General features: G+C 61.6%; 14 protein-coding genes. 12 read left to right on the top strand and 2 right to left on the bottom strand.

The features are described from left to right. Positions 1-80 precede the first annotated feature (80 nt). The 5 genes from AC07VS_RS24595 (at position 81) to AC07VS_RS24575 (ending at position 5192) form a co-directional block, all read left to right on the top strand. The gene (locus AC07VS_RS24595; RefSeq protein ID WP_494752279.1) at positions 81-989 is read left to right on the top strand and encodes a peptidylprolyl isomerase; all 909 of its coding nucleotides are present in this window, start codon (positions 81-83) and stop codon (positions 987-989) included. A gap of 56 nt (positions 990-1045) precedes the next feature. After that, on the top strand, positions 1046-1864 hold the full coding sequence (locus tag AC07VS_RS24590; RefSeq protein WP_494752278.1) for an ABC transporter permease: 819 nt from the start codon (positions 1046-1048) through the stop codon (positions 1862-1864). Between the two features lie 95 nt (positions 1865-1959). Beyond that, a complete protein-coding gene (locus tag AC07VS_RS24585) occupies positions 1960-3165 on the top strand; it encodes an ABC transporter ATP-binding protein (RefSeq protein ID WP_494752277.1) in 1206 nt (401 codons plus the stop codon). After that, positions 3162-4064 (top strand): lysophospholipid acyltransferase family protein, encoded by a 903-nt coding sequence (locus AC07VS_RS24580; protein WP_494752276.1) that lies wholly within the window; start codon positions 3162-3164, stop codon positions 4062-4064. Before AC07VS_RS24585 ends, AC07VS_RS24580 begins: the two co-directional genes overlap by 4 nt. 51 nt (positions 4065-4115) lie before the next feature. Further along, positions 4116-5192 carry an acyltransferase family protein gene (locus tag AC07VS_RS24575; RefSeq protein ID WP_494752275.1) on the top strand — a complete coding sequence of 359 codons (1077 nt, stop codon included), beginning with the start codon at positions 4116-4118 and terminating at the stop codon, positions 5190-5192. A gap of 4 nt (positions 5193-5196) precedes the next feature. Here the strand turns inward: AC07VS_RS24575 and AC07VS_RS24570 are convergent, their stop codons facing one another. Continuing rightward, positions 5197-8952 (bottom strand): methyltransferase domain-containing protein, encoded by a 3756-nt coding sequence (locus AC07VS_RS24570; protein WP_494752274.1) that lies wholly within the window; start codon positions 8950-8952, stop codon positions 5197-5199. Positions 8953-9287: 335 nt separating this feature from the next. On the opposite strand from AC07VS_RS24570, the gene AC07VS_RS24565 reads away from it, so the two are divergent. From AC07VS_RS24565 to AC07VS_RS24535, 7 genes are all read left to right on the top strand, one after another. Further along, entirely contained in the window at positions 9288-10007 is a 720-nt protein-coding gene (locus AC07VS_RS24565) for a SapC family protein (RefSeq protein ID WP_494752273.1), read from the top strand. 70 nt (positions 10008-10077) lie between these two features. Then, on the top strand, positions 10078-11181 hold the full coding sequence (locus tag AC07VS_RS24560) for an MraY family glycosyltransferase (RefSeq protein WP_494752272.1): 1104 nt from the start codon (positions 10078-10080) through the stop codon (positions 11179-11181). Positions 11182-11302: 121 nt separating this feature from the next. Further along, complete coding sequence (gene argB, locus AC07VS_RS24555) at positions 11303-12193, top strand: acetylglutamate kinase (protein ID WP_492348890.1); 891 nt, start codon at positions 11303-11305, stop codon at positions 12191-12193. A gap of 37 nt (positions 12194-12230) precedes the next feature. Then, entirely contained in the window at positions 12231-12935 is a 705-nt protein-coding gene (locus tag AC07VS_RS24550) for a response regulator transcription factor (RefSeq protein ID WP_492348891.1), read from the top strand. A 5-nt stretch (positions 12936-12940) separates the two neighbouring features. Continuing rightward, the gene (locus AC07VS_RS24545; RefSeq protein WP_494752271.1) at positions 12941-14368 is read left to right on the top strand and encodes a sensor histidine kinase; all 1428 of its coding nucleotides are present in this window, start codon (positions 12941-12943) and stop codon (positions 14366-14368) included. Positions 14369-14420: 52 nt separating this feature from the next. Continuing rightward, the gene (gene slmA / locus AC07VS_RS24540) at positions 14421-15116 is read left to right on the top strand and encodes a nucleoid occlusion factor SlmA (protein WP_494752310.1); all 696 of its coding nucleotides are present in this window, start codon (positions 14421-14423) and stop codon (positions 15114-15116) included. 84 nt (positions 15117-15200) lie between these two features. Continuing rightward, on the top strand, positions 15201-15794 hold the full coding sequence (locus tag AC07VS_RS24535) for a hypothetical protein (RefSeq protein ID WP_494752270.1): 594 nt from the start codon (positions 15201-15203) through the stop codon (positions 15792-15794). Between the two features lie 119 nt (positions 15795-15913). On the opposite strand, the gene AC07VS_RS24530 is transcribed toward AC07VS_RS24535, so the two are convergent. Continuing rightward, complete coding sequence (locus tag AC07VS_RS24530; protein ID WP_494752269.1) at positions 15914-16183, bottom strand: hypothetical protein; 270 nt, start codon at positions 16181-16183, stop codon at positions 15914-15916. Positions 16184-16357: the final 174 nt, after the last annotated feature.

Raw genomic sequence — 16357 nt, 5'->3', positions numbered from 1 at the left:
TTGAAATTCAAAGAATGAGTGGGAACAGAAGCGTTTCTTTCGCTTCCAATCCTCTTTGTCATTTTTTAAGTTTGAATCCCATGAAGAAGACTTTTGTTCAGCATTCGATCTCTGTTTGGGCCTTGAGCCTGTCGGCAGCCCTGTTGTGCAGCGTTTCTGCCCTGGCTGAAGATCACAAGCCCGTGGTGTTGCTGGAAGGGGGTGGTGTGCAGGTGACCGATCAAGACGTCTTGGTTGAAACCATGACGGCACCGCCTGAGCAACGCAAAACGGCCTTGTCCAAGCCCGAGACGGTTGGGCAGATCGCCTTGAACATCTTCACTCGCAAGGTGTTGGCCGCCGATGCCATCAAGGCCGGGGCTGAAAAAGATGAAGACACCCGAAAGGCATTGGCCTTGGGGCGCGAAAAGACCTTCATGGATTACGCCATCGTCCACCTGGACCGCCACAATGCCTTGCCCGCCGCCGAGGCTGAAAAGCAGGCCCTGGCCTCGTACAAGGCCAACAGCAAGAAATACGAAGTGGCTGAGTTGGTCAAGGCCAGCCACATTCTGGTGAAGTTTGGCGACGACCACGCAGCCGACAAGGCCAAGGCCGAGGCCATCCTGGCCGAACTCAAGGGCGGTGCCAACTTTGCCGACCTGGCCAAGGCCAAGTCTGATGACCCGGGCAGCGCAGCCCGCGGCGGTGACCTGGGCCTGTTTGGCCGTGGCAAGATGGTCAAGCCTTTTGAGGATGCTGCTTTTGCCCTCAAGAACCCGGGTGACCTCAGCGATGTTGTTGAGTCGCAGTTCGGCTACCACATCCTGATGCTGACCGAACACAAGCCCGCTGGCGTCAAGCCCTTTGAAGAGGTCAAGGACGATCTGATCGCCGAAGTTCAAAAAGGCGTGATCGACGAAGGCCGCAAGAAGGAAGCCAAGCGCATCGGCGATCTGGGCAAGATCAAGCTGCCCAATGTCGAAGCCTTTGCCAACTCTCAAAAATAAGCCCGTGCTCTTTGCCCGTGCAAGTCTAGACCGGCCTGCACGGGCTTTGTCATGCCTTGGGTTCCAATAACGTGATTTCTACCTTGCTTGACGATGTGCGCGAGTTGATTCGGGCTCGCGCCTTGCTTTGGACCTTGACGCGCCGGGAGGTGTCCGCGCGCTACGCCGGCACCGCTGCGGGTGCCTTGTGGTCGTTTGCGCAGCCGCTTCTGACCGTTGCTGCGTACTACCTGGTGTTTGACGTGGTGTTTGCCGCCCGTTTGGGCGAGAAGGCCCCGGTGCGGGCCGTGGGGGCCTATCTGATCGTGGGCGCTTTGCCCTGGATGGCCTTTTGCGATACCTTGGGGCGGGGCATGAACAGCCTGCTCGATGCCGGGGGCTTGTTGCAGAAGAACGCCTTGCCGCTGGTGTTGTTTCCGGCGCGTTCGGTACTGGCCAGCACCCTGACCTACGGGCCGTTGCTGCTGTTGCTCACCGTAGCTTACATTCCATATCATCATGGCAGCCCAGCCTTGTTGGCGATGCTGCCTTTGTTGGCCTTGCAATTGCTGTTGTCGTTTGTGCTGGCCTACCTGTTTGCCGTGTTTGCGGCCGCCTTGCGCGACACCACGCAGATTGTGGGTTTCACGCTGTCGCTGGGCATTTTTCTGTCGCCGGTTTTGTTTCCGGTCTCGCAGTTTCCCGAAAACTGGCAATGGGTGCTGTGGATCAACCCCATGACGGCCTTCGTGCTGGGCTACCAGGCCATTCTGCTGCAGGGCCATTGGCCGGATCTGGCCGTGTGGTGCGCTGCGCTGGCCTGGGTGGCGGGGGTTTCCCTGTTGTTGGGCCTGTCTTTGCAGCGCTGTCGTGATCAACTGGTGGATTGGCTATGACAGATTCCAGACCCATTCAGACCCGCGGAGGACTCGTTCGCCCTGTCAGCCCGTCTTGGCCGACGAGCCATGAGCCGGTTCTGAGTCTGCAAGCCGTGGGCAAAGAATACCGCTTGTATGACAGCCCCAGAGCACGCCTCAAGTCGCTCGTGCTGGGCGGGCGTCATTACCGCAGCCATTGGGTGCTGCGAGATGTGAATTTCAGCCTGCAGCGTGGCCAATGCATGGGCGTGGTAGGCAACAACGGGGCTGGTAAAAGCTCATTGCTCAAGCTGATTGCCGGTACGCTTCGCCCATCGGAAGGGCGCTTGCAGCGTCAAGGGCGCGTCACCGCGATCCTGGAGTTGGGCGCCGGCTTTCACCCCGATTTCACAGGCCGAGAGAATCTGTTTTTTGGTGGCCGCCTGATCGGTATTTCAGAGGCTGAGCTGGCTGCGCTGGCCGACAGCATCATCGAGTTTTCGGAGCTGGGCGAGGCGATAGACCGGCCTGTCAAATCGTACTCGTCGGGCATGGTGGTGCGCTTGGCGTTTGCGCTGATCACGGCGGTTGAGCCCGATGTGCTGATCATTGACGAGGCACTGGCCGTGGGTGACCAGAACTTCCAGAAGAAGTGCATTGAACGCATCGAGGCCTTCAGGCAAAACGGCTGCACCATTCTGTTCTGTTCGCACAGCATGTATCACATACGGCGGCTGTGCGATAAGGCCTTGTGGTTGGACAAGGGCCAAGTGGTCGCGTTCGGCGACACCGAATCGGTGTTGAGCGCGTATGAAAGCGAATTGCGTCGGCAGGAAGATCAGGCCAAGCCGGCCAGCAACAAAGGCGCGTTGTCCGATCATGGTGCAGTCGAGGGCGGCGCGTCAGCGTTGCCGCGGCAGCGGGCCGATGGCATTCGTGCCGAAATCCTATCGCTTGAGGTGGCTCATCTCGATGCTTCAACGCCGCCCCTGTTGACGCACCCCGATCTGGTGGTCACCGTACGAGCAAGGGTGGCCCCAGGTGAACGGCCCCATATCGGCGTGATGCTGGAGCAAGCCCGTGGCACGGGCATCACCTCGGTCACCACCCAGACCGACGGTGTCGAGCCTGTGTCTGAGGGTGAGGGGCTGTGGCGCGCGACCGTCACTTTTCCAGACCTGCCCCTGCATTCGGGCGAGTATGTGTTGAGTGCTTACCTGTTCGATGAGGCGGGTTTGGTGGTGTACGAGCAGTGGTACCAGCACCTGTACTTCAGGTTGGTGTATCCCAGCGTCGTTCCTGGTCTGGTGCGTCTGCCACACCATTGGGCCACATCGTGAGATCCAGGCTGGATTGGTGGCGTCTGCAGGCCCGAGACCTGCTGGAGTTGGTGTTGGTGCCCGGTTTGGCAGCTGTGCTGCCCTGGCCACTGTGTTTCCGGATCTTCCAGCGCCTGGTGCGCTGGGATTGGTTTTATCGCGAGGCCGCCACGGCCGCCTTGCACCAGGCGCGCGAGCGTGGCTGGGCCGGGGCCGACGAGCCAGCCCAGCGGCAGTGGGTGCGTGCCCGCAGGTTGGTCACCCTGATCGACCATGCCGACTTCTACCTGGCCCGCAGCCGCAGCCGCCGCTGGATGCAGCGCCACCTGCGTGTGCAAGGGGCTTGGCCAGAGGCCGGGCGGGCAGGGGTGTTGTGCACCTTCCATTGGGGGGCGGGCATGTGGGCTTTGCGTCATGCCGCCGCGAACGGCATGCAGGCGCACATGCTGGTTGCTTCATTGCAGAGTGCACACTTTGCTGGTCGACCCATCATGCATGCCTATGCGAAGGCACGCACGGCCCAGATCGCGCGCGAATTGCGGGGCCCCACGATTGATACGGCCGCCAGCTTGCGACCGGTGCTTGATGCGCTGGCCGATCAGCGCCAGATCATGGCCGTGGTTGACGTGCCCGCCGATGCCGTGGATGGCTCCCTGGAGGTGCAGTTGCTGGGGGCCAAGGCCTCGGTTCCCAAAGGTTTACTTCGTTTGGCGGTACAGAAGAAGCTGCCTGTCACGCTGTTCATCACGGGCATTGACCTGAACAACGGTCAGCGCTTTCTGCATTTCAAAGCGATGGGGGTGCCGACGGATCTTCAGTCCTTGAGTCAGGATGTCTTTGCTTGGCTCGACGGCTATATCCGCGAGCAGCCGCCCGCATGGCATTTCTGGAGCGAGGCGCCTCGCTTCTTCCGTGGCTGACACGCGGGCCAGCCAATCAGGCGGAGCGGTGCACTTGCGCAAGAGTTGTCCATGAGATCGAGTTCGGGTGCGCACTATGTCGGGCTGGACCATTTGCGGGCCTTGGCCGCCTACCTGGTGTTCATCTGGCACTTTGCGCATGGCCGCCAAGGCATTCCGATCCCGTTTGAGGGGGCTCCTGCGTTCTATCCCCTGGCCTTGCTCGACGAGGGCCACACCGGGGTGGCCTTGTTCATGGTGCTCAGCGGTTATCTGTTTGCCCGTCTGCTGGCAGGGCGGTCGATCCGCCTGAGCCTGTTTTTCTACAACCGCTGCCTGCGCCTGTTGCCCCTGCTGGTCTTCGTGGTGTTGCTGGCCGGTGGCTTACTGGTCCTGCAGGGCGCAGACCCGCAGGCTCAGCATCAGTTCGTACAACAGGTGCTTTGGGGGTGGTGGCGCCCCAGCCTGCCCAATGGAGGGTGGTCTATCACGGTGGAGTTCCACTTCTATCTGTTGCTGCCTTTGTTGCTGTTGTTGATGCGGCGATCCGTCTGGAGCCTGCCCATGCTGATCTTGGCGGCCTTGATGTTCCGGGCCGTCTGGTTCTGGCACGAGGGCGAGGTTCAGTCTTTGGCCTACCTGACGCTGGTCGGCCGCATGGATCAGTTTCTGGCGGGCATGGTGTTTGCGGGTATCGCGCCCTGGTTCAAGGGGCGGCATGCCCTGGCCTTGGGGGCCATGGCAGTGTTCACCGCGTTCTATGCATGGTTTGACCGGGCCGGCGGCTTCTATGGCTTTGGCGGCTACCCTGCCAAAACGGTGGTCTGGGTGTTCCTGCCCACCCTTGAGGCTCTGGCCTATGCCCTTCTGATTGCCTGGTACGACCAATCCTTCAGTTTCAAGGACCAGGGCTGGTCAGGTGGCCTGGCCAAGGTGGGCAGCTACTCTTATTCCATCTACCTGCTGCATCCGTTCTGGGTATTTGCCGCGGCCGAATGGGTTCATCAGCGGGTGATGCCCATGCAAAGCTTCGGGGCCGCCTGGGCCTGGGGAACGGCTTTCTTTTTGCTGGCCATCCCCATGGGGGCTTTGAGCATGGCCCTCATCGAAAAGCCGTTTTTGCGTCTGCGCCGCCGCTACACCGCCTGAGGCTTCAACCGAGCCAACGTTTGATGACACGGCGCACCCGGCCGGGCACCCTGTGGGCCACCCAACGCACACCGGGCACCGACTGGATGCGGGCAAGGCGGGAGCCCGGCAGGGTGGTTTCCGGCCGGGGTGCCGAGGCCGGGTCTGCCTGGGTTTGCAAAGGCGCTTCTGGCGGGGGGGCCGTTTGCACGTGCGAATCAGGCACCTCCTCGACGGGCTTGATCTTGGGGGCTCCGCCAGGGCTCGAAAACCCCAGCAGTTCGTCCACCGCCATGACAGCGCCACCCACCGGGGCCTTCACACCGCGCAGATAGTCGGAGGCGTAATGCCAAGCGCGGGTCTGCATATCGAAGACGGATGGGGCTTCAGCGTTGTCGGCCGGAGGCGGTGGCCGCAAGGTGTTGAAGTGCTGGATGCGGATCGAGTCGAAAAACAGCATCCAGTCTATTGCAACAGTTTGCCAGGGGCGCAACCAGGTCCATGCTCGACCTGCGAGTCGTTCAGTGAACGCTCCCAGCGTTGGGGCGACGACGGGCAGGCCAGCGTCCAGGCAGGCGCTGAGGGTGTAGCTGTAGGTTTCGGGCCAGCGGGCGGTGAACCATGCGAGCTCGGGTTGCAGCCATTCAAGCAACTCCGGCAACTCTTGTTCATCGTAGGGGCCATGGATCGTGAGCTTGCTTCGCGGTTGGGTCTTCAGGGCGCGATAGGCGTAGCCAACCAGGTGAAACTCCAAAGGCACCTGCGCCTGTGCCGCGGCCAGGGCCACGGCTTCAAGCAGATCGGCGCCCTTGATGGCACTGAGCGCGCCAATGACCACGATGCGCAAGGGTTGTTCTGGGTCCCTTGCTAGCGGGGCAGGCACCGGTAGTGCATGGGGATGCTGGATATCGGTGTGCGGTGCAAAGCGGACATTGGCATTGGGTGCAAAACGCACAAGGCGTCGGCTGGCGTCTTGGCTTGGGGTCAGCACATAGCGGGCGCGAGCCAGCATGTCGCCGTGGTACATGTGCCAGAGCTCGATAGTCGGATTGCCCGGGGCGGGTGTCTGGCGCAGACACTCGTGGCATTGGCTCAAACCCTTTTCGCCGCAATAGTTGTGGCTTGCGTCCGTGAGCGAAATCTGTGGACACATCGCGTAGTAGTCGTGCGCCGTGAAATCGAAAGCGGTGCCCAATGCTTCAGGCAGTTGCCAGACTTCGGGTCGTTGGCCCAGCAGGTGGTGGAAATGCACGTGGCCCACGTTGAGGCTGCGCAGTGCCCGGTGCAGTTCGGGTGTCTGATCCGGCAGCCGAAACCAAAGCGTCAACGATTCTGCCGGGTAGCTCACGGACAGCTTCACCTGATCATCAGCGGCTGGTGTCAGCAGATGGAACATGGCTTGGTCCGCCATGTGGTCAGCGAGTTCCCTGATGTGGCGCAGGGTGCCACCGCCGCGGTCGTGTGAGACCAGCAGCACACTGGTCTTGTCGCCAGCGTGCAGCCGCCGCAGTTCTACCGCAACGCGGGCGGCACGCGCCGGATCGCGCTGGATGAACTCCTGTACCACACTTTCATAATCGGGGTGGATGCGGCGCATGGTTTCCATAGCGGCCAGTTCGCGGGCATTCTTGGAGGCGCCAAAACTCACGCCACCAGCGTGCAGCACAAAGGTGTCCAGCGCGTGCAGATTGCGCCAACCTGCCGCATGGGCTCGGCGGCAGAAATCGTTTTCTTCGCCATAACCTTTGCCAAACGACGCCACATCGAACAGGCCCACCTGATCCAGGCAGTCTCGGCGGATGTACATGCAAAAGCCGACGCCGGTGGGAATATCCACCACTTGCCGCGCATTGGACTGGGCAAAAAGTGCATCCAGGCTTCCGGTGCTGTGGCCGGATGGCAGCGCATTGGCCTGGCAAAAAGCAGGGTAGCTGCAGATCGTGGCGTTGTTTGAAAAGGGCGTCACCGTGCCAACCCGGCCGTTGTGATGGGCCGCATGCACCAATCGATCCAGCCAGTCGTTGGCCACCTCGGTGTCGCTGTTGAGCAGCACCACATCGTGGCGGTCACTCAGGGCCATGCCTCGGTTGACCGTGGCCACAAAGCCCAGGTTGAGCTCGTTTTCCAGGAGGGTCACACGTGGTTCATGCTGGCTCAGCTCGCGCAGCCAATGGGTCACCTCGGGCTCCGGGCTGCAATCGTTGATCACCACGAGACGCCAGTCCTGTTGCTGGGCGCTGTTGAGTACCGAGCTGATACAGCGCTGGGTGTCGAACAGGCCGCGGTAGACCGGAACAATGATGTCCACCGTGCTTGGCGGTGCAGACACTGCGGGAGTGGGGCCGGTCTGCGGGCTGACAGGTTCCTGGGGCTGTGCCGCGGGCAGAGGAGAGGCTACCTCTTCGGCACCTGCTGGATCGGGCGCGGGCGTGGCGCCGCGCAAGGATTGCAGTTCGCGCTGCAATTGTTCTTTCAACCCCAGTAGTGAGTCCACCCGATCTTGCAGTTGTTTGACGTTCTCGTGCAGCGTCGCCACCGTTGCGGTGGTCTGCGCCCAGGTCTGGGCCTGATTGAAACGAAGCTCCAGCTCTCGAACGCTGTCTGCCAGGGCCAGGTAGTCTGGCGACATGGGCCAGCCCAGATCAACTTCCAGCCATCCACCTGCGGCATGTGGCAGCATTGGGCTCACCGGAAGCTCCAGCCAGGGATCATCCCCACACAGCAGCACCATGGCACCGGGCGAGCCCAGGCCTGGGCCGCGCAGCAGCATTTGTTGCGATGGCATTCCTTGCAGCGGAAGCAGACCGTCCCGTTCGATGGCCCAATCCCAGAGCAACTGGCCTTGCGACGACAGCAGCCGTGCCGCGAACAGGTGCAAGAAGCCAGGCCGGTCCGCAGGGTCCAAGCGCAGGCGCTCTGCCGCAATGGCCGGAGGCAGGGCAAAGCGCAGGGTTTGCCGGGCTTGCCCAATCGATCCACGGGACATGACTTTGCATGATTCGCTGTAGTGGCCTAGTTCTGCCCAGTAGGCATAGGCTGTGAAACTGGCGGTGCCAAGCTGGTTAAGCGCCGGAATGAACTCTGCCCTCACTCCAGGGCGGGCCCGGGCGATGAATTGATAGCTCAGGGCGTCAGGAGTCGAAAGCAGGAAGCGGGCGACGTTGGGGGGCAGGTCGTCAAAACGGGTGACGAACTCCGACTCGGCCAGTGGGCGTTCTACGGTTTCAAGGCTCAGAAGGCCCCAATTTGCATGGCTCAGGAAGTCGAACAGCGATTGGCGGGTGAAGAACCTCAGGTGGGTCCGGTCCAACAGGCCTTCGTCCCGGTATTTGAACTGGCCCTGCAGCAAATCGGCCACCAAACCGACATAGCCGACGTTGGGGACGGAGACCAGCAGTTCTCCCTGGACGCCCAGCAAGCGCCGGCACGCGGCAAGCACACGTTCTGGGTGCTTCAGATGTTCCAGCACGTCCGCGCAGATGACGTAGTCGTAGGTTTGCCCATTGAAGAGGGTCAACAGGTCGCAATCATCCAGGTCGGCAACTTCCACTCGGCGGTAAAACGGCCGAGCCAGATCAGCTTCCCGAGGGTTGAAGGTCACACCATCCACTTGGCAGTTCTGTCGTTCGCTCAGGTGACGCCCGAGTGCGCCGCCACCACAACCCAGGTCCAGTACGCTGGCCCCCGTCGCAACCAACTGACAAAGAACGGTCAATGAATCGCGTTCGTTCTGAGGCAGTTCTCTGGCATAAACATGAAGGTTGGGGCGGGGTTGAGGCATCGCCCAATTATCACTGTTGTGCACGGAGTTGACGGCAGTTGCCGGGCATGGGCAGCCTGGCCCGCCATCCATGCTGGATGGGTCTGAGTGCATGCTGTCCGTGCACCTGGCAAGTGGGCTCGGGTGAGCCGCACAACCGTCATTGCCCATGCCGGCGCGGTGTCCGAGGAAGGGGTAATGCACAACCCGGTCCCCCGGATGCAGGCGTGGTGCGTGTTCTGGGGGGCAGGTGGTCTGCCAGTTAGAATGCCTGATTCGAGTTCTGGTCGGGTTCTTAACCCTGTTCTCTCCAAAAAGAGCCTGCCAGGCCCCATGCTGACATATAAGGTTAATTCATGCAGGCACTTCAAGCCGTCTCTCCCGAAGACTACGCAGGCAAATACTGGAAGCATCCAGGAAACTACTTGTATGCTGCAGACCTTCACTTTGTGCCTGTCGTGGCTGGTGAACTGCTCAAGGCTGCTGCGCACCTTCCCCTGGTGTTTGCCAAGGTGACCGACTCGTTTCAACTGATGGCCGTGATGTCGCTGCAGCCCGGCACCAACCTGCTGGTGGGCCCTCAGGGCCAATGGCTGGGAGGTTACATTCCGGCCTTGCTGCGGGGCTATCCTTTCACCCTGCTGCAGTCTGACAAGGGGGAGTACACCCTGTACTCCACCACCGAGGGCGAGCACATTGTGACGTCCATGGATGGGGCGCCTTACTTCGACGCTCAAGGCAAGCTCAGTCCTGAGACCCAGAAGGCTGTGGACTACCTCACCGAGGTGATGCGCAGCCGGGCCCAGACCCAACGTGCCATCAACGCCTTGGTCGCTGCCGGTTTGATCGTGCCCTGGCAACTGGCGACCAACCACAACGGTGAAACGCAGGTGGTGGAAGGTCTGTACCGATTGGACGAGGCCAAACTGTCGACCCTGAAGCCTCAGCAGTTGGTCAAATTGCGCGATGAGGGCGCTTTGCCCATTGCCTATGCTCAGTTGTTTGCCCGCGAACATTTCGGTCAATTGCAGCGAGCCGCACAGGAGCAGGAGCGCCTTCGCTCGTCCGTCGCATGATGGGTGACTGCTGAGGTGGTCTGGGGCGTCACGTGATTCGGACGACCTGTCGGATCACATTGCTTGACACATGATCATCCTCACTTCGATTGCCTTTGTACTCGCCCTGGTGGTTGGAGTCTTGCTTGTGCGTTCGCGAGCGCAACTGGGCGTGAGCTATGCGTCCGACAAGCCTCAGCGGTTCCATACGGGGCAAGTGCCACGACTCGGTGGTTTGGCGATTTCTGCGGGATTGGTGGGGGCTTGGTTGATATGCGCCGCGGTCGATGGCGTCGTGATCAATCTGAATCTACGTATCAGTTTGCCTTGGGTGCTAGGGTGGGTCGTTGCCTTGATGCCGGCATTGTGGGTGGGCTTGCTTGAAGATGTGACGCAACGTCTTTCGGTGGGTTGGCGCTTGTTGGCAACACTGGTATCGGCAGCCTTGGCCTGTGGTTTGCTGGATCTGTCCATCACACGGCTTGACATCGCATGGTTCGATCTTGCCTTGAGTCAATGGCCCTGGCTGGGTATTGCATTGGCATTGGTCGCTGTTGCGGGCCTGCCCCATGCCTTCAACATCATCGATGGCTACAACGGTCTGGCGGGCACGGTGGCCATGCTGATCTGCCTTGCCATGGCGCATGTGGCACTGCAGGTGGGGGACCGCACCATGTGTGCACTGATGATGGCCTTGGTTGGTGCCACGGCAGGATTCCTGTTCTGGAATTACCCCCGAGGGCTGATCTTTGCAGGGGATGCCGGTGCCTATCTCTGGGGAGGGGTGGTCGCCGTGGGGGCAATTTTGCTGGTGCAGCGCAATCCCTCGATATCGCCCTGGTTTCCCCTCTTGTTGCTCATCTACCCCGTTGGCGAAACTCTATTTTCGATATACCGAAAGTCAGCCCGAGGTGTTTCTCCTGGGATGGCCGACGCCTTGCATTTTCATCAGCTGATTTTTCGCCGCCTGGTGCGCAAGGTCTTTCATGATGACCAGGCCCGTCAACTGTTGATTCGCAACAACCGCACTTCACCCTATCTCTGGGGTTTCACCGCCCTGACCGTGTTCCCGGCAGTGCTGTTCTGGCAGAACACCCTCGTGCTGATGTTCTTCTGCGGTCTCTTCGTCGTGACCTACGTCCTGGCTTATCTGGCCATTGTTCGTTTCAAGGTGCCGGGCTGGTTGCGGCGCTGAGCTGCGCGCCATATGCGGCACAATTCGCCTGTGTCGCTGGGGTGCTTGTGCGCCAGCGTCTATCGCCAACCTGCAGGCCTGCCCCGGCCGCCAGCGTTTTCACCTTCATCCTGTTCAGACCATGACCGAACTCCAATCCATTGCCCCGCGCGACAAGGCCGAGATCCTGGCCCAGGCGCTGCCCTACATCCGCAAGTTCCACGGCAAGACGCTGGTCATCAAGTACGGTGGCAATGCCATGACCGACCCGGCCCTGCAGGCTGACTTTGCCGAAGACGTGGTGCTGCTCAAGTTGGTCGGCATGAACCCGGTGGTGGTGCATGGCGGCGGCCCGCAGATCGAGACGGCCCTGAACCGCCTGGGCAAGAAGGGCGAGTTCATCCAGGGCATGCGGGTGACCGATGCCGAGACCATGGAGGTGGTCGAGTGGGTGCTGGCCGGCGAGGTGCAGCAGGACATCGTGGGGCTGATCAACCAGGCCGGCGGCAAGGCCGTGGGCCTGACCGGCCGGGATGGCGGCATGATCCGCGCCCAGAAACTCAAGATGCTCGACAACCAAGACCCCAGCAAAGAGTACGACGTGGGCCAGGTGGGCGACATCGTTTCGATCGACCCCAGCGTGGTCAAGGCCTTGCAGGACGATGCCTTCATCCCCGTCATCAGCCCGATCGGGTTTGGCGAGGACAACGAAAGCTACAACATCAATGCCGACGTGGTGGCCAGCAAGCTGGCCACGGTGCTCAAGGCCGAAAAGCTGGTGCTGCTGACCAACACGCCCGGCGTGCTCGACAAGTCGGGTCAACTGCTGACCGATCTGACGGCCAAGCGCATCGATGAGTTGTTTGCCGACGGCACCATCTCGGGTGGCATGCTGCCCAAGATCGCGGGGGCCCTGGATGCTGCCAAAAGCGGCGTCAATGCCGTGCACATCATCGATGGCCGCGTGCCGCACGCCATGCTGCTTGAAATCCTGACCGATCAGGCCTACGGCACCATGATCCGCTCGCATTGAGCGGCGCATCCCCCCTTGTGTTGAGGATGGCATCGCCATGAGACTGTTGCTGGTCGAAGACGATGTGATGGTGGCCAGCGGCATCAAGCTGGGCCTGACGGACGCTGGCTATGCCGTCGACTGGGTGGGCAGTGGTGAGCGGGCCGAAGAAGTGCTGCGCGACGAAACCTTTGACGCCGCCATCATCGACATCGGTTTGCCGGGCATGAGCGGCCTGGACCTGACTCGGCGTCTGCGCCTGTCGGACGTGGCCAGCCGGACCATGCCCGTGTTGATCCTGACCGCCCGCGACGCGCTGCAAGACCGGGTACAGGGCCTGGACCTGGGGGCCGACGACTACATGGTCAAGCCCTTTGAACTGCCAGAGTTGCTGGCTCGGTTGCGCGCATTGCTGCGCCGCTCGCAGGCCGCGACCTCGGCGGTGCTGAGCTTCGGCCCGCTTGAAATGGACACGGCCAGTCGCCGAGCCACGGTGCGCAGCGTGGTGGAAGGCCAGGTCAGGCAGCAAGTGATCGAACTGGGCCCGCGTGAGTGGACGGTGATGGAGTACTTGCTCATCAACGCCCCCAAGCCCGCCAGCAAAGACAAGCTGCTGGCAGCGTTGACCGGGTGGGACAAGGAAATCACGCCCAATGCCGTCGAGGTCTACATTTCGCGCCTGCGCAGCAAGCTGGAGCCGCATGGTCTGGCGCTGCGCTCGATCCGGGGCTTTGGCTACCGGCTTGAACAGCAGGAAGTCTGAGCCCCATGGCCTCAGGCTTGCGCAACCGGTTGCTGGTGCTGCTGCTGGGGCCATTGTTTGTCCTGGGCCTGGTCAACGTCTGGGTGGATTACCGCTCGGCCGACAGCGCGGCAGTGCAGCACGACCGGCAATTGCTGCGCTACGTGCCTTTGCTGGCTGACTCGGTGTTGGCGCCGGGGGTGCAAACGGGCGACCCGCCGGTGCTGCTGCTGGCGCCGCCGGTGGAGGATTTCCTCAAGAGCCGTGGCGGCTTGGCCGGTTACAGCATCAATGACCTGGAAGGCCACCTGCTGCATGGCGACCTGTGGCTGCCCAGTGCCGTTGTGGCCACTGCCGAACCCGAGTTTCACAGCACCGAGTACGACGGCGTCACCTACCGTATTGTTTCGCAGCGGATGCACACCCGCGCAGGCGATCTGATGGTGCAATTGGCCGATGGCTCAGATCCCCGCCAGCAGTGGCTCAGTGCCTTGTTGCGTGTGCTGCTGCCCAATGGCGTGCTGATGGTGGCGGCCGCCCTGGCCGTGAGCTGGGCCGTGGGCCGCGCCTTGCGGCCCCTGACGGAACTCACAGAGGCGGTCAGCAAGCGATCGCCCCAAGATTTGAGTGCCATTGACGTCGAAGCTTCTCCGGCCGAGGTCCGGCCGCTGGTGGCCTCGCTCAACCGGCTGTTTGATCTGGTGAATGCGCAGTCGGCCAGTCAGCGGCGCTTCATTGCCGATGCCGCTCACCAATTGCGCACCCCGCTGGCGGGCCTGCAGGCTCAAGTGGAGGCCTGGGCCCAGGTGCTGCAAACGAAGCAGCGCTTGCGGCTCAGCGGGGCTGCAGCCGATTCGACTCCCGCCAGCATCACCCTGAATGCCGAGCAGCTCGACAAGCTGCGCCAGGCCACGCGGCGCACCTCCCAGTTGGCCAACCAGTTGTTGGCCCTGTCGCGTGCCGATGCGCGCGCCATGGAGGCTCAACCCATGCAGCGGGTGGACCTGCTGGCCCTGTGTGAGTCGTTGCTGGAAGCCCATCTGGACACCGCCACGGCGCGCGGCCTGGACCTGGGGCTGGCAGCCCAGCCGGCTCACACGACAGGGCATGAGTGGCTGCTGCGCGAGTTGCTGGGCAATCTGATCGACAACGCCATCCGCTACACCCCGCGCGGTGGCAGTGTGACCATCCGCTGCGGCCTGCTGGAGGTGGGGGACTCATCGTTGCCCTATCTGGCCGTGGAGGACGATGGGCCGGGCATTGCGCCGGCTGAACGCCACCGGGTCACCGAGCGCTTTTACCGCGTGCCCGGCACCCAGGGCGAGGGCAGTGGGCTGGGGCTGGCCATCGCCCATGAAATCGCCCGCGTGCACCACAGCAGCCTGGAGCTGTTGAGCGGCCCGGGGCAGTGTGGTCTGCTGGTCAGGCTGGTGCTGCCGGCCCAGACGGCCTAGCGGTCGCGTTGGGCCGGTGTGCGAGAATCGTTCGAGCCCATCTTCCATGCCGATGACTGAACCGCACGAACTCCCTGCCGCACCCGAAACCGACGCCCCTCCGGTCGGCAGCGAGCCCGATGTCCCGGCCACCCGCAAACGACCGCGCCCCGGCGAGCGCCGGGTGCAGATCCTGCAGACCCTGGCCAGCATGCTGGAGCAGCCCGGTGCCGAGCGCATCACCACGGCGGCGCTGGCGGCCCGCATCGGGGTCAGCGAGGCGGCCCTGTACCGCCACTTTGCCAGCAAGGCCCAGATGTTCGAAGGCCTGATCGACTTCATCGAGCAGACCGTGTTTTCGCTCTCCAAGCAGATGATCGAACGCGAAGCCAGCGCCAACCCCGATCCAGCCACCCTGGGACGCCGCCAGGCCACCCGGGTGATGTACCTGCTGGTGCAGTTTGCCGAAAAGAACCCGGGCATGGTGCGCGTGATGTGCGGAGATGCCTTGGTGCTGGAGCACGAGCGCTTGCAGCAGCGCATGAACCAGTTTTTTGAGCGGCTGGAGCTGACCTTTCGCCAATGCCTGCGCCCGCAGGCCGAGGCAGTGGGCTCGTCCAAGCCTTCGGTGCGCTCACAAGCCCAGGCCGCGATGCTGACGGCTTTCGTCCAAGGGCGTCTGCAGCGCTATGCGCGCACGGGCTTCAAGCGATTGCCGTCGGAGCAGTTGGAAGGCGCTTTGGACCTCTTGTTGCCACTCGGACCCTGACCCAGGGCCGTACGATTTAGACCAAGCGAGTTTTGCGGTATGGCCTCAGGTCCATACCGCTTGTATTTTTGGATGATTTTTATCATGACTTTTTTCAACCGCACGCTTTTTTCACTGGCCTTCCTGCTCACCAGCCAGGCCGTTTTGGCGCAGATTCAACCCTGTGTGGCAGGGGCCTCAGGAACTCGCGAAACGGTGTCGATCAAGAATGCTTCATTTGATGAAGTGGGTCCTCCCTCTGGTATCCGGGATTGGCAGCCCATTGAGCATGTGCATCCGGGTCACTATGTTTTCGAGAGGGATACCCAGGAGCCGTATTCCCCGCCCGTCAGCGCCAAGATGAAGCGGGTGGGTGATGAGGACTTTGGATCCTTGCAACAGACCATCGTCATCAAGTCTTGTTGGGTGGGGAAGAAGGCGGTGCTCAGTGGCTTCCTGCGCAGTCAGGATGCCACCGAAGTCGGTGGTGCCTTGATTCTTCAGGCCAATGGAGGCGGCGGTGACATCTTGGCCTGGAATCACATGAATGAAAGCAAGGTTCGAGGGACTGCCCCATGGGCTAAGCATTCCATCGAGATTTCCATCCCGCCGAATACCTATGTGCTGCGATTTGGTTACATGCTTGAGGGGCCGGGTGCCTTGTGGGCGGATGACTTGAAGTTGGAGATAGTCTATTGATTGATTGCGTCTACTTCAATCAACGATCGTGAGCCCTCTGAACTCGCCTCAGGGGTGCCCAGGGCTCGGCACCTAACGACTGCAGAGGCTGACCCGGACGATCTCCCGATTTTTTCCAATCACCAGGGGCTCTTGCCTTGTTCTGCCATAGCGAGCATGTCCTGTTGAAAATCCGGGACGCCGTAGCAGAGCAAGCGGCCTGGCTTTTTGATCATGTGAGGTTCGCCATTCGATTGGCTGTGCTGACGCATTCGCTCCATCAAGGCCTCGTCGGGATCGCGTCCGGCCGGCACCAGAATCCAAGCTCTCTGGCCTCGCCAGAGTATGGGCACGATGATGACCCCCAATTTGTCAGGGCGATCATCCTCGCCAAAGGGACTGTCGTGCATCAACCAGCCACACTCGAATTGTCGGCATGGATGCTCGGGGCGGTCCGAGTAGATGCTGCATTGCTTTTCGCACAGGAAGTGGCAAGGTGTTCCTGGTTGCATCGCATGGCCCTGGATGCTTCCCGTCAACCAACCTTCACAGCAACTGGTGCAGGATCCGCATTGCCGTTGAGA

This window comes from Curvibacter sp. GW821-FHT01G03, from assembly GCF_059422285.1.
This window is presented reverse-complemented; position numbering and strand designations above follow the sequence as displayed.